The sequence below is a fragment of the Nocardia aobensis NBRC 100429 genome, from assembly GCF_000308375.1.
Classification (GTDB): domain Bacteria; phylum Actinomycetota; class Actinomycetes; order Mycobacteriales; family Mycobacteriaceae; genus Nocardia; species Nocardia aobensis.
In genome coordinates this window covers 1-13735 of the sequence record NZ_BAFQ01000186.1, presented here as the reverse complement: position 1 = coordinate 13735, position 13735 = coordinate 1, and the positions used below count along the sequence as shown (strand labels likewise).

The 13735-nt window shown below is 69.3% G+C and carries 13 protein-coding genes; 3 read left to right on the top strand and 10 right to left on the bottom strand.

The annotated features are described in order from the left end of the window. Positions 1-71: 71 nt before the first annotated feature. On the bottom strand, positions 72-941 hold the full coding sequence (locus RJ03_RS24230; protein ID WP_036505946.1) for a 1,4-dihydroxy-2-naphthoate polyprenyltransferase: 870 nt from the start codon (positions 939-941) through the stop codon (positions 72-74). A 301-nt stretch (positions 942-1242) separates the two neighbouring features. Between RJ03_RS24230 and RJ03_RS24225 the strand changes: the two genes are divergently transcribed. Further along, positions 1243-4605, top strand: a complete 3363-nt coding sequence (locus RJ03_RS24225) for an AfsR/SARP family transcriptional regulator (protein WP_245552372.1) — start codon at positions 1243-1245, stop codon at positions 4603-4605. 110 nt (positions 4606-4715) lie between these two features. On the opposite strand, the gene RJ03_RS24220 is transcribed toward RJ03_RS24225, so the two are convergent. The 8 genes from RJ03_RS24220 to RJ03_RS24185 all read right to left on the bottom strand — a co-directional run bounded on the left by RJ03_RS24220 (position 4716) and on the right by RJ03_RS24185 (position 11424). Next, positions 4716-5555 (bottom strand): ABC transporter permease, encoded by an 840-nt coding sequence (locus RJ03_RS24220; protein ID WP_036505943.1) that lies wholly within the window; start codon positions 5553-5555, stop codon positions 4716-4718. A 43-nt stretch (positions 5556-5598) separates the two neighbouring features. Then, positions 5599-6615, bottom strand: a complete 1017-nt coding sequence (locus RJ03_RS24215) for a daunorubicin resistance protein DrrA family ABC transporter ATP-binding protein (RefSeq protein WP_036505941.1) — start codon at positions 6613-6615, stop codon at positions 5599-5601. Positions 6616-6788: 173 nt separating this feature from the next. Next, complete coding sequence (gene menE / locus RJ03_RS24210) at positions 6789-7922, bottom strand: o-succinylbenzoate--CoA ligase (protein WP_036505951.1); 1134 nt, start codon at positions 7920-7922, stop codon at positions 6789-6791. A gap of 102 nt (positions 7923-8024) precedes the next feature. After that, entirely contained in the window at positions 8025-8375 is a 351-nt protein-coding gene (locus RJ03_RS24205) for a DUF3349 domain-containing protein (RefSeq protein WP_083871302.1), read from the bottom strand. Positions 8376-8415: 40 nt separating this feature from the next. Continuing rightward, the gene (locus RJ03_RS24200; protein WP_036505940.1) at positions 8416-8694 is read right to left on the bottom strand and encodes a hypothetical protein; all 279 of its coding nucleotides are present in this window, start codon (positions 8692-8694) and stop codon (positions 8416-8418) included. After that, entirely contained in the window at positions 8694-9977 is a 1284-nt protein-coding gene (locus tag RJ03_RS24195; RefSeq protein WP_083871301.1) for an inorganic phosphate transporter, read from the bottom strand. Before RJ03_RS24195 ends, RJ03_RS24200 begins: the two co-directional genes overlap by 1 nt. A gap of 81 nt (positions 9978-10058) precedes the next feature. After that, positions 10059-10454 carry a VOC family protein gene (locus RJ03_RS24190; protein ID WP_036505938.1) on the bottom strand — a complete coding sequence of 132 codons (396 nt, stop codon included), beginning with the start codon at positions 10452-10454 and terminating at the stop codon, positions 10059-10061. A gap of 67 nt (positions 10455-10521) precedes the next feature. Further along, positions 10522-11424 (bottom strand): 1,4-dihydroxy-2-naphthoyl-CoA synthase, encoded by a 903-nt coding sequence (locus tag RJ03_RS24185; RefSeq protein WP_036505947.1) that lies wholly within the window; start codon positions 11422-11424, stop codon positions 10522-10524. Positions 11425-11565: 141 nt separating this feature from the next. Between RJ03_RS24185 and RJ03_RS24180 the strand changes: the two genes are divergently transcribed. Together RJ03_RS24180 and RJ03_RS24175 are read left to right on the top strand one after the other, a co-directional pair. Next, positions 11566-12222: a PaaI family thioesterase gene (locus tag RJ03_RS24180; protein WP_036505936.1), complete on the top strand. Its 657-nt coding sequence runs from the start codon at positions 11566-11568 to the stop codon at positions 12220-12222. 87 nt (positions 12223-12309) lie between these two features. Beyond that, positions 12310-12756, top strand: coding sequence for a DUF6918 family protein (locus RJ03_RS24175; protein ID WP_036505933.1), 447 nt, complete (start codon positions 12310-12312; stop codon positions 12754-12756). A 135-nt stretch (positions 12757-12891) separates the two neighbouring features. On the opposite strand, the gene RJ03_RS24170 is transcribed toward RJ03_RS24175, so the two are convergent. Next, positions 12892-13716, bottom strand: coding sequence for a siderophore-interacting protein (locus RJ03_RS24170; RefSeq protein WP_036505931.1), 825 nt, complete (start codon positions 13714-13716; stop codon positions 12892-12894). Between the last annotated feature and the right edge of the window lie 19 nt (positions 13717-13735).

The window sequence follows — 13735 nt, the reverse complement described above, 5'->3', positions numbered from 1 at the left end:
CTCGTCAACTGGGTGCTCGGCGTCGTGGTCCCGGAGGGCGGCCGGGACTGACGCTGTCGCGTCGCCGTTCGTCAGCCGAGGCCGAGCGCCAGTGCGGTGAGCAGGGACCAGCCCAGCATCGCCAAACCGGTATCGCGCAGCGAGGGAATCAATCCCGGTCCCTGCTGCCCACCGCGCACGGGGGCGTTGGATCGCACGGCGAGCGGTATCGCCAGCAGGCCCACCAGGGCCCACGGTGTGCGCATCGCCAGCAGCAGCGAGGCCACGAACGGCACCACCATCAGCACCAGATGCAGTGTGCGGGTGCGGGTGTCGCCCAGTTTGACGGCGAGGGTGGTCTTGCCGGTCAGCGAATCGGTGGGGATGTCGCGCAGATTGTTGGTGACCAGCACCGCGCTGGAGAACGCGCCGACCGCGATCGCGCCGACCAGTCCGGCCCAGTCGAGCCGTTCGGCCTGCACGAATTCGGTGCCCAGCACCGCGACCAGGCCGAAGAAGACGAAGACGGCGATCTCACCGAAACCGCTGTAGCCGTAAGGCTTACTGCCGCCGGTGTAGAACCAGGCGCCGGCCAGGCAGGCCGCGCCGATCAGCAGGAGCCACCACGCGGTGGTGATCACCAGGATCAATCCGAAGACCGCGCCCACGCTCAGACAGGCGATGGCCGCGCCGCGCACCGCGGCCGGACTCGCCAGACCCGAACCGACCAGTCGCAGTGGGCCGACGCGCTCGTCGTCGGTGCCGCGGATGCCGTCGGAGTAGTCGTTGGCGTAGTTGACGCCGATGATGAGAGTCAGCGAAACCAGCAGGCTCAGCAGGGCCTTCCACCACACCGCGGCATCCAGCGAGGCGGCCGCGCCGGTGCCGACGAGGACCGGGGCGATCGCATTGGGCAGCGTCCGCGGGCGGGCGCCTTCGAGCCATTGTGCTGCACTAGCCATATCCGGCAGCCTAATGGTGGTAGCCCGGAGGCGGCAGCGCAGTGTCACCACGCGACCCTGTCGACAACATTATTACGATATATCGGAGTAAACTCTACGAGATGTGTGGCCCGGGGAGCGGTCGGCCCCGGCGCAGCGCCCGATATTCATTCGACCGGTCACATACGATTGCGACGGCATGTTTCCTGATCACAGCGGCTCCGGGCCGGCATCGCGCTCCGCCCGTGCGAATGCCGGGACGACGCATACCCGGCCGGACAGCAGCGGCCGGGACGAAAGGCTGCCCGAGATGGATGTTCGCGTGGCGCTTCTGGGCGAGGTCGCGCTGCGCCGCGAGGCGGATCTCGTCGCGGTGCCCGGCGCTCGGGCGCGGTTGCTGGTCGCCGCGCTCGCCGTTCATCCTGGGCGCAGCCGCAGCGCCCAGGCGCTGATCGACGACATCTGGGGCGAGCAGCCGCCGCGCGCGCCGATGAACGCCCTGCACACGCAGGTCTCGAGACTGCGGTCGGCCTTGCCGGAGGGTGCGCTGGAAATCGGCCCGGCGGGGTACCGGCTGCTGCTGACCGAGGAGCAGGTCGACCTGAGCCTGGCCCGCGCCCTGGAACGGGAGGCGCAGCTGCGGTTCGAGCGCGGCGACACCGCCGGATGCCTCGGCCTGGTGCAGCGGGCCCGCGCGCTGTGGCGGGGCGAACCCGGTGCCGATCTGCCGCCCGGCCCCGTCGCCGACGAACTGCACGAATTCGCGGCCGCGCGCTGGTCGGCCCTGGACACCCTGGAACTGGCGGCGCGGGAGGCCGCCGGGGATCTCGGCGGTGCGCTGCGAGTGGCGCGGCGGGCGGCCGCGGCCGAGCCGCTCGACGAGCCCGCGCACGCCACCCTGATGCGCTTGCTCGCCGGCGACGGACGGGCGAACGAGGCCCTGGAGGTCTTCGCCGGACTGCGGACGCGGCTCGGTGAGGAATTGGGCGCGGACCCCGGCCCGGCGCTGGTCGCGTTGAACACCGCGATTCTGCGTGGCGACCATCCGGCGGTGGGCCCGGTGCCGTCGCATCCCGTGCCGGTCACCTCCGCGACACAGCGGGTGTCCACCGCCCAGCACGCGCTGACCTCGGAACCGCCCTACGGCCCGCCGGAAACCGCTGCCGCGCCGCCCAATACGGCCCTGGGCCTGCGCGCGGCCCCGAATCCGCTGCTGGGCCGCGACGGCGATCTGGTGGCGCTGGAGAAACTCGTCCAGGAATTCCGGGTGACGACCGTGCTCGGTCCGGGCGGTACCGGCAAGACCCGCGTCGCCAACGAGCTCGGTGCGCGGATCGCGGGCAGGCAGGCGGTGGCGCTGGTCGAATTGGCCTCGCTGCGTGCCGCTTCCGACGGCGATGCCGGTGAGCGCCACGCCGCGACGTGCGCGGAGATCGAGGCGGCCATCGGTGCGGTGCTCGGCGTCAACGAGTACTCCCGCGAAGCGAATGTGTTGCGCCGCAACCAGACCATCGACGGCCGGCGCCGATTGCGCGAGGCGCTGTCGTTGCGTCCCGTCCTGCTCATCCTGGACAACTGCGAACATCTCATCGACGCGGCGGCCGAGGTGGTCGCCGACCTGGTCGGCAGTTGTGAACATCTCACGGTGGTGACCACCAGCCGGGCGCCGCTGGCCATCACGGCGGAGACGGTCTATCCGTTGCCGCCCTTGGCGATCGACGCGCAGGGCTCACCCGCCACGGAGTTGTTCGTCAGCCGGGCGCGGGCGGTGCGCCCCTCGGCCCGGCTGGATCCGGCGGTCGTGGCCCGGCTGTGCCGCACCCTGGACGGGCTGCCGCTGGCCATCGAACTCGCCGCGGCCCGCGTGCGGACCATGAGCGTGGAGGAGATCGAAAGCCGGCTCGACCATCGCTTCGCGCTGTTGCGTTCGGGTGACCGCAGCTCACCCGAACGCCACCGCACCCTGCACGCGGTGATCGAGTGGAGCTGGAATCTGCTCGAACCCGAACAGCGGGTGGCCCTGCGGCGGCTGTGCCGGTTCCCCGCCGGATTCTCCCTGGACGCAGCGGAATCCGTGGTGGCGGGGACGGATTCGATCGACGCGGTGGCCGCGGTGGACGGCTTGGTGAGCCAGTCGCTGCTGACCGTACTGGCCGACGACGAGATGGTCGCCACCCGCTACCGCATGCTCGAGACGGTGCGCGAATTCGGTGAGGAACAGCTGATCGCCACCGGTGAGGCCGATCTCGTGATGGACCGGATGTGCTGCTGGGCACGGAAATTCGCGCACGACGCGGCACGGAACTACGAGGGTCCGGATCAGATTCGCACCGTGCTGTCGGTCGCCGCCGAACTCGACAACCTGCTGGCGGTGTTGCGCCACGCCGCGGAGACCGGCGATTCCCGCACGGTGTACGCGGTGTTCGCGCCCGTCGCCATGCTGTGGGTGATGCGCGGCGCCCATATGGAGCTGATGAGCTGGGCGCCCCGGATCGTGCCGGTGCCGCCGCCCGAGGGGCCGCGCACCCGCGTCGAGTCGGATCTGGAGTTGCAGAGCTACATCTTCCTGGCGATGCATATGGCCTTCGGCGATCCCGGACTGCGGCCCATCGCGGTGATCCGCGCCCGCGCTCGCCGCTTGCTAGCCACGGCCGATCTCACGCCCGGAATCCGATTTCTCGGTGCCATGCTCTGCGCGCGAATCACTGTCGCCCACGGCGTGCGTTTGATGGCGGCGGGTACCCGCTCCGACGACGATCTCGTGCGTGCGCTCGCCTTCCTGCTGCGCGCCAATATGCGGGAGAACGCGAGCTATACCGCCGGGTCGATCCGCGATGCGCGGCAAGCCCTCGCATTGGCCGAGGGGCGCGATGTCTGGGGCACCGCGATGTGCTCCCAGCATCTCGGGCAGATGGCCTCGCAGGCGGCACGCTACGAGGAGGCCGTGGCCTACTACCGTCGCGCGGCCGAGCTGATGCAGCAGTTGCGCTGCTTCGAGGAAAGTGTGGAATTGCGCAGCTTCCTCGCGGTCTCCATGGTCGGCGCCGGACAGTTGGTCGAGGCGCGGCGCGAACTCGAATACGCGCTGGGTGTCATCGACGACGGCGTCGGACTGGACGAACCGGTGACGCAGCCCAACCACCGCAAGGGCGCGGTCGTGGCCGGAATGGCGGAACTCGAACTGGCGGAGGGCGAGATCGAGCGTGGTCTGCGCACGTTCCGGCGCAGCCTGCAACTGTTCGATTGGCCCAATTCCGGTGGTGGCCCCGGGCCGGGCGACATCATCGTCGCCAGTGCCGTACTCGACGCCCACATTCTCCACGATGCCCTGCACGAGGTGCCGCGATTGCCCGGTCAGCTGGCGCGAGCGGCGCGTGAGCGGCTCACTCAGTTCATCGATCTCCCGCAGATCGGGGGTGCCGCCGGTGCGCTGGGCTCCTTCCTGATCCGGTCCGGCACCGACCCGGAAACCGGCGCGAGGCTGCTGGCGCTGGCGGTGAAGGTGATCGGCCGCCAGGACTATTCCTCGATGCGCTGGAATCGGCATCTGGCTCTGGCGCGGGCCACCGTCGGCGCGGAGCTGATCGTTGCCGGGCATGATGCGGTCTCGAGACTCAACCGCCGTTCGGCCGCACAGCGCGTCCTGGCGATGCTGCCGGAGCTCGAAACTCTGCTGGGCGCCTGAGACGGTAGTCGGGCGATCGCCGGACTGCGTGCCGGGTGATGCGGTCATAGCCGTGAAAAGGGTTGTCCGCCGGTCGCTTTCGCGACCGGCGGACACGGGGGAGCGGCACATCACGCCCGGCGCATGTAGGCCCGGATGGCCAGCGGGGCGAAGATCGCGATCACGACCGCCGAGCCGATCAGGCACCACGCCAGGTTGCTGCTGTAGATGTTGCCGTTCATCAGCTCGCGGCACGAATTCACCATGTAGTACACGGGATTGGCCTTGTTGATGCCCTGCATCCAGCCGGGCATGGTGCTGACGAGAGCGAACGCACCGGACATGAAGGTCAGCGGGAACATGATCATCATGGAGATGCCCTGCACCGAGGCGGCGCTCTTACCGGTGACACCGACCAGAGCCCAGATCCAGCTGACCGCGAACGAGCAGAACACCACGACCAGACCGGCGACGACCACGCCGAGGACGCCGCCCTCGGGCCGGTAGCCCAGGATCAGGCCGACCACGATGGTGAGCACCGTGGCGATGCCGTAGCGGACCATATCGGCGATCAGCGCGCCCGCCAGGGCCGAAACCCGGGCGATGGGAAGGGATTTGAAGCGGTCGAAGACGCCCTTGTCCATATCCTCGCGCAACTGGGTGCCGGTGACGACCGAGGTGAGCACGACCGTCTGGACCAGGATGCCCGGAATCAGCACCGGTAGATAGGCCTGCACGCTGCCGCCGATGGCGCCGCCGAAGATGTAGGCGAACAGGGCGGTGAACAGGATCGGCTGCACGGTGACGTCGAACAGCTGCTCCGGATTGTGCTTGATCTTGAGGATGCCGCGATACGCCATGGTGAGCGAGTTCGCGACGGTCTGGCGGAGTGAAATGTGGTTGCTGGCAACGGGAATCGCGGCGCGCGCGGCGTGCCGGCCGGTTGCGGGAGCGGGAAGAGTCGTGGTCACGATATGTCCTTCGGGGGAGTGGGGAACGTGGCGGGGGCCGGCCTCATGCCGCGGTGCCCTCGGAATCGGTGCCGGCGTCCTCGGATTCGGCTGCGTGGCCGGTGAGGGCGAAGAACACCTCGTCCAGGCTCGGCTTGCTGACGGTGATCTCGTCGACGCGGACGTCGTTGTCGCGCAAGCGGATCAGCAGATCCGCGGTGACGCTCGGATCGCTGAGCGGGGCGGTGACGCGGCCGGCCTCGGGGGAGATGCTCGCCTCGACCAGCTTGCCGTCGGCGCGGGAGAGGAATTCGCCGATGAGCGTGCGGGCTCGTTCGATGGTGTCGCGGTCGGCGACGGTGATCTGCAGCGCCGACTGTCCGACCGAACCCTTGAGTTCGTCGGAGGTGCCGTCGGCGATCACCTTGCCGTGGTCGATCACCGCGATGCGGTCGGCGAGCTGGTCGGCCTCGTCCAGGTACTGCGTGGTGAGCAGCACCGTGGCGCCCTCGCGCACGAGCCGGCGGATGGTCTCCCACATCTGCGCGCGAGTGCGCGGATCCAGGCCGGTGGTCGGCTCGTCGAGAAACAGCAGCGGCGGCGTCGCGATCAGGCTGGCGGCCAGATCCAGGCGCCGGCGCATACCGCCGGAGAAGTTCTCCAGGGCCTTGGTCGCCGCCTCGGTGAGCCCGAATTCCTCGAGCAGTTCGGCCGCGCGGCGCTTGGACTCGGCCCGGCTCAGCCCGAGCAGCCGGGAGAAGATGATCAGATTCTCGGTGGCGCTGAGCTTTTCGTCGACCGAGGCGTACTGGCCGGTGACGCCGATCAGCGAGCGGACCGCGGTGGGTTCGGCCACGACGTCGTGACCGAAGATCCGGGCCCGGCCGCCGTCGGGGCGCAGCAGGGTGGCGAGCATGCGGATGGTGGTGGTCTTGCCGGCCCCGTTCGGGCCGAGCACGCCGTAGACGGCGCCCTGCGGCACCGCCAGGCTCACCCCGTCGACGGCCCGCTGCTCCCCGAAGAGCTTGACCAGCCCGTCCGCCTCGATGGCGAGTGCATCAGCAGGTGCGTAAGAAGTCATGACACAACTGTGCGGGGGGCGTCTTGCACCCTTCTTGCACCGCTGTTGCACGCTCGCGCAAGGGCGATCGAGGGCCGCTTGCATAACGCACGGTCCACGCAAGCGGCGGCATCGCCGCAGGTGGAGGCCTCGATCAGGACAGTGGCGGTGTGAGCGGTGTCACTGCCGAGCGGTCAGTGCGTCGCCTGCTCCAGCAGGTGCTCGCGCAGCTTCACGCGATTCGGCTTGCCGGGACCGCGCATCGGGATCTCGTCGAGGATCGCCAGTTCCCGCGGGGCCGCGATCGGGTCCAGCTCGGCCACCACGTGCGCGCGCAATTCGTCCAGCGTGGGGGTCGCACCCGGATTGGGCACCACCGCCACCGCCACCCGCTGGCCCAGCCGCGGATCGGGCAGGCCCAGCACCACGGCCTCGTTGATCGCCGGATGGGTGGCGAGCACGGCCTCGACGACCTGCGGGATCACCAGCAGGCCACCGGTCATGATGGCCTCGTCCAGGCGGCCGGTGATGGTCAGCACGCCGTCGTCGAAGGTGCCGGCGTCCTCGGTGCGGAACCAGCCGGGCTCGGCGAACGCCGGGTGGTCGGGGATGCCGCGATAGCCCTTGGCCAGCATGGCCCCGCCCAGCAGCACCCGCCCGTCCTCGATGCGCACCTTCGCACCCGTCAGCGGCACACCCTCGTAGACGCAGCCGCCGCAGGTCTCGCTCATGCCGTACGTGCGGACCACGTTGATCCCGGCCGCGCGGGCCCGGTCGAGTACCGGCTTCGGTGTCGCCGCGCCGCCGACCAGTACCGCGTCCAGCTCGGCGAGCGCCTGCGCGCCGACCGGATCGTCGAGGGCCTTGATGAGCTGCGTGGGCACCAGCGAGGTGTAGCGCCGGGGTCCGGTCATCCCGGCCACCGCCGTCGCCAGCCCGCCGGGTAGGAAACCACCCGAGACGTCCAGCACCGCCGGTTCGACGCCCGCCTGGATGCTGCGCAACAGCACCTGCACCCCGGCGATGTGGTGGGTCGGCAGCGCCAGCAGCCACTGGCCCGGACCGCCGAGCCGCTCGTGGGTGGCATCGCCGCTGGCGCGCAGGGCGGCCGAGGTGAGCATCGCGCCCTTGGGGACGCCGGTGGTGCCGGAGGTGGTGACCACGAGGGCCACATCGTCCTCGATCTCCTCACCCGGGCGCAGTGCGCTGGAGAGTCGATGGGATTCCCGGCGATCGCCGGTGGGGATCGGCAGCCACGCCGGACCGTTGCCCTCCAAGGCTTCCCGCAGATGCGGCAAGACGTCACCCACCGCGGCTCCGGTGGGCATGGGGAGGGTCCGCAGGGTGGTGCTCACGTTCGCGATCGTGTCATGTCGAGGTCGATGACCCGTGAACGGGTCCGCACTTCCTTCGCTGAATCGGGGAGAAGGTCAGTCCGACGTCGGTGTCGCCAGCGGCCAACCACCCGCTGCCAGGTGCGATGCCACTCGAGCGATATCGTCCTCGCCCGGCAGCTCCTTGGCAACTCGGGCGATCGCCGCCTCGATCTCGTGCTGGGCGATCTCGTCGTCGCCGGCGCGTTCGCGCACCAGCTCCTCGACCACCAGATGCACCTCGTAGTCGGTGAGCCGGCGATGCAGGACGGCCAGCAGCGCGACATAGTCGGATTGCGGCACACCCTGCGGATATCCGGCGCGCAGCCAGCCCAGCACCTTCTGCAGGACCGACGGCGTGGTCTCGTTCGATTCGGGTTGCTGGGGCGATGCGGATTCGGTGGTCACGAATGTCCTTTCGACGATCAGGGCGGCGCCGTGCGGCCGCTCAGCCTTGACCGAACAGATGGATGCCGAGCCGTGCGGCCAGAAAACCTCTGGCAACGAACAGCACTCCGGCGATGACGGTCAGCGTTACCACCGAATAACACAACCCCGCGCAGGCCGCAGCCGCACGCCGGCGGGTGGAATCCGGTTGTGGCGCAGCCCCCGCGATCGAATGCAGCCGCACCCCGAGCGCGAAGATCGCCGGCAGTCCCGCCCCGAAGAGCAAGGCGGCGGCGGTGACTCGCCACAGTTCGGTCAGATCGTCGATCAGGGTCTGCATCAGAGATTCCTTGCGGCGCGATGGGAGGCGCGTGAGTCGTCGGTCCGTGCGGGCTTTCCGGGCTCGGGCGGTGCCGAGGTCGCGGCGGCGTCCTCGGGGTCGGCGGGTGCCGAACCGGCGGTCCCGGTGCCGTCGGCGCCCGGCAGACTCGTCCACTGCTCGTTGACGTTCGCGGCGTGCACCGGGGTCCGGCGCGAGCGCAGATAGATCAGGCCGGCCATCGCGATGAGGATGGCGAAGACCACCAGCACGCCGGCCAGGCCGCCGATCAGATGCGCCAGCGCCCAGCAGATCGCGCCCGCCAGCCCGGCCAGCGGGAGGGTGAAGACCCAGGCCACCACCATGCGCCCGAGCACCGACCAGCGCACCTCGGCGCCCGGGCGGCCCATACCCGTACCCAGGATGGCGCCCGTCACCGTCTGCGTGGTCGACAGCGGCAAGCCGAAATGCGCCGAGGTGAGAATGATCGCGGCGCTGGTGGATTCGGCCGCCAGCCCCTGCGGCGGGGTGATGTCGACCAGACCCTTGCCGAGGGTCCGGATGATGCGCCAGCCGCCCAGCGAGGTGCCCGCGGCGATGGCCACCGCACAGGCCACGATCACCCACAGCGGCAACGGGTCGCTGGGTTGTTTCGATCCGTAGGCGATGAGCGCCAGGAAGATGATGCCCATGGTCTTCTGCGCGTCGTTGGTGCCGTGGGCCAGCGACACCAGCGAGGCCGAACCGATCTGGCCCCAGCGGAAACTCCGGTTCACCACTCGCTGATCGCTGCTGCGGGTGATCCGGTACACCAGCCAGGTGCCGATCGAGGCGACCAGCGCCGCGACCACGGGCGCCAGCACCGCGGGCACGATGATCTTGGTGAGCACGCCCTTCTGCCCGGCCGACCAGATCACCCCGCTCCAGCCGAGCGCGGCGATGGTGGCCCCGATGAGCCCGCCGAACAGGGCGTGGGAGGAACTCGACGGCAGCCCGAGCAGCCAGGTGAGCAGATTCCACAGAATGCCGCCGACCAGTCCGGCGAAGACGATGGCGAGCAGATCGGCGCCGCCCACCTCGTCCAGGCGCACGATGCCTTCGGCGACGGTGGCGGCCACCTCGACACTGAGGAAGGCGCCGATCAGATTCAGCCCGCCCGACAGCAGCACCGCGGCGCGCGGGCGCAGGGCGCCGGTGGCGATCGAGGTCGCCATGGCGTTGGCGGTGTCGTGGAAGCCGTTGGTGAAGTCGAAAACGAGAGCCGTGACGACGACGATGAGCAGAACGAACAGTTCGGCGGTCACGCCTCCAGTGTGCGTTATCGATCCGTTAACGCGTTGGCCAGGTTCCCGACATGTCGGACGAACCGGGATGGTAAGGCGGGGTCATTCCGGGGGCTTGCGGGTGTCGCGCCGGATCGGATGGTCGGCGGGCACCTCCACCAGCACGATCGGAACGCCGTCCGGATCGCGCAGCCACATCTCGATCAGACCCCAGGGTTCCCGCACGGGCGAACGATCGATCGGGACTCCCCGGGTCGCCAATTCCGTGGCCGCGATACTCGCGTTGCGCACCTGCAACCAGACGGCGCCCGCGAAACCGGCCGGCGCCGTCTCGTCGCGTCCGTGCGCGGCCACCTCGATCAGCGATTGCCCGGCGAAGAACACCGTGCCGCCCGGATACTCCCGTGCGATCGCCAACTCGAGCCCGTCCCGGTAGAACGCCAGCGTGCGTTCGTAATCGCTCGGCCGCAGGATGATTCGACTGCTGAGGATGTCCACGAATCGAGCCTAGAGGGACGACCTCGGGCCGAGTGGCCGCTTCGCGAGGTCCGGCGGGAAGCCCGGCTCAGAAGTGGTACGGGTAGGGACTCCAGTCCGGCTTGCGCTTCTCCAGGAACGCGTCGCGGCCCTCGACCGCCTCGTCGGTCATGTAGGCGAGGCGAGTCGCCTCACCGGCGAAGAGCTGCTGGCCCACCAGGCCGTCGTCGGTCAGGTTGAACGCGTATTTGAGCATGCGCTGGGCCTGCGGCGACTTCGCGAGGATGTCGGCGGTCCACTCCAGCGCCTCGTCCTCGAGCCGGTCGTGGTCGACGACCGCGTTCACCGCACCCATGTGGTGCATCTGCTCGGCGGTGTAGGGGCGGCCCAGGAAGAAGATCTCCCGGGCGAACTTCTGCCCGACCATCTTCGCCAGGTAGGCGCTGCCGTAGCCGCCGTCGAAGCTGCCCACATCGGCGTCGGTCTGCTTGAACCGGGCGTGCTCACGGCTGGCCAGGGTCAGGTCGCAGACCACGTGCAGGCTGTGCCCGCCACCGGCCGCCCAGCCGTTGACCAGCGCGATGACCACCTTCGGCATGAACCGGATCAGCCGCTGCACCTCGAGGATGTGCAGGCGTCCGGCGCGGGCCTTGTCGACGGTGTCGGCGGTCTCACCGTCGGCGTACTGATATCCGCTGCGCCCGCGGATGCGCTGATCGCCGCCGGAGCAGAACGCCCATCCGCCGTCCTTGGGACTGGGGCCGTTCCCGGTGAGCAGGACCGCACCCACATCCGGCGTCATTCGCGCGTGGTCGAGCGCGCGGTACAGCTCGTCGACGGTGTGCGGCCGGAACGCGTTGCGCACCTCCGGGCGATCGAAGGCCACGCGGACGGTGCCCTGCTCGATGTGCCGGTGATAGGTGATGTCGGTCAGGTCGTCGAAACCCGCGACGGGCTCCCAGAGTTTCGGATTGAACGTCACCCGAGCCATCATGCACCCCACCCGTCACCGGCTGTTCGCCCGCGCCGGGCCGGCCGCCGCAAATGTGATGTTCGTCCGGTACGTCGCAGAACCGGCGAGCTACCGACGGGTTGGGTTGGACGGTGTAAGAACTGGCGTTACCGTGCAGGTATGAGTGAGCGCGCGGAACCGGCGATCGACACCAGTGCGGTCGATGCCGATCGGTACGAGAAGCACGGCGGATTTCCCAAGGTGGAGGAGGCCGAACTCGGCGCGAACTACGCGCCGTTCCTGGAGGCGATGCGCACGCTGCAGGACCTCACCGTCTCCGTCGACTGTCCCGACGAGGTGTTCGGGCAGGCACTCGCGCAGGCGAACGCCTTGGCCGACTTGCTCGCGCCCTATCGCGCACCGGAACTGCAGGGCCCGTCGGGCCGAGTGCCGGCGCTGCCGGGGCGCGGCAGTCTGCTGCTGCCGCCGTGGGTGATGACCGAGGCCGGTCCCACGGGTGTCCGGATGCGTGGCGAATTCCGCCGCTATCACCTCGGCGGCAACAACGCCGTGCACGGCGGCGTGCTGCCGCTGCTGTTCGACGATCTGTTCGGCTCGCTGGTGCACTACGCCGGACGGCCGATCAGCCGCACCGCGTTTCTGCACGTCAACTACCGTAAGGTGACGCCGCTGGAGACGCCGCTGACGGTCGAGGGAACCGTCGATCGGGTGGACGGGCGCAAGACTTTCGTCTCCGCGCGACTGCGCGACGAATCCGAAACGTTGCTCGCCGATTGTGAAGGGCTCATGGTGCAGTTGCTGCCCTGGCAGCCGTAGTCGGCCGGAGGACGGTGTGTCCGGTGCGTCCGATGCGTATAGTTACCCGCGCTCGCTCATCGAAAAACTATCCGGAGGAACCTGAAAGTGGTTGCAGCACTGTCTGAATCCCTGCTCGATGACGCCAAACGCCCGGCCTTCCTGGCCGACGCCCAGGAGGTTCTGGATGCGGAGGTGTCGGATAAGGGGGGTGCATCGGGCCTGGCCGTGAAGGGCGGCTACGCCGCGGTGAAGAAGGTCAGCCCGACCATCGTCTCGGACGCGCTGGAGTCGTTCGCACCCAAGTTCGTCGAGCGGCTGGAACCGTACTGGGCCCAGTACCAGGCGTCGGGTAGCGGCTCGTTTGCCGATCTGCTGGTCGCCAACTCCGACGAGGTTGCCGAGTCGCTGCTCGCGGTGACCGACGCGCGTGCCGAGGCCTCGTCGCGGCCGGCGCTGAAGAAGGCGTACTCGTCGCTGCGTTCGTCGGCGAAAAAGCATGTGGTCGAGGCGCTCCCGCGCGTCGGCGACCTGGTCCAGCGGCACGCCGGCTGAGTTGCGATTCTGCGACCTCGTCGTTCGGCATCCGGACGGAGTGTGACCCCCGGATGCCGGACGGCGGGGGGCCGCGGCGGCACGAGGTGAGCGCCGCGGGTCCCGTCGGAATCCACCCGCGTCGCGCGGTGCCGATCAGCCCGGCGCCGACTTCCCGAACCGCCAGTAGCCCGTGAAAGTGATGTCCGCCTTGGCGATTCCGCGCTCGTTCGCGAGATATCGCCGCAGGCCGGAGGCCAGTTTCTGTTCTCCCGCCACGAAGGCGTAGACCCCGCTCGCCGCGATGTCTCCCGCTCGCGCGGCTGCCAATGCGAGACTGCCGATCTCGGCCTCCGGATCGCCGCGCACCAGCCAATTCACCACGACCCCTTCGGGTTCGCCCAGATCCTGCGCATCGTCGGGGTGGGTGATCTCCAGATACGCCGCACCTCGCAGATCCCGCGGCGCCGACCGCAGAATTCCGGCGATCGCCGGCAGGGCGCTCTCGTCGCCCGCCAGCAGCGACCACGAACAATGATGCGGCGGTTGGTACATGATGCCCTCGTCGAGCAGTCCCACCGCGGTGCCCGGGGTGGTGTTCGCCGCCCACCCGCAGGCGGGGGTGTGCTCGCCGTGCATGGCGAAATCGATGTCCAGCTCGGCGGTTTCGCCGAATTCTCCCCGGCCGGCCGGCCGGAACTCGCGCACGGTGTAGTTGCGCACCACCGGGCGGTGCTCCTTGCTCATCATCAGCCACTGCGCGTACCAGAGATTGCTCGCCGCCGAGGGCAGCCGCAGTTCACCGTCGCGCGGCAGGAAGAGCCGGAACCACTGGTCGAATCCCATCGGGGTGAACTCGGCGAGACCGGCGCCGCCGAGAGTCACCCGCACGAAATTCGGACTGATCCGCTTGTTCGCCAGCACCTCGGCGGTCAGGATCCGCCGCTCCTCGGGCTTGACGTACTTGGTCCGCTTGGCCATGAATATTAGGTTAGCAAAA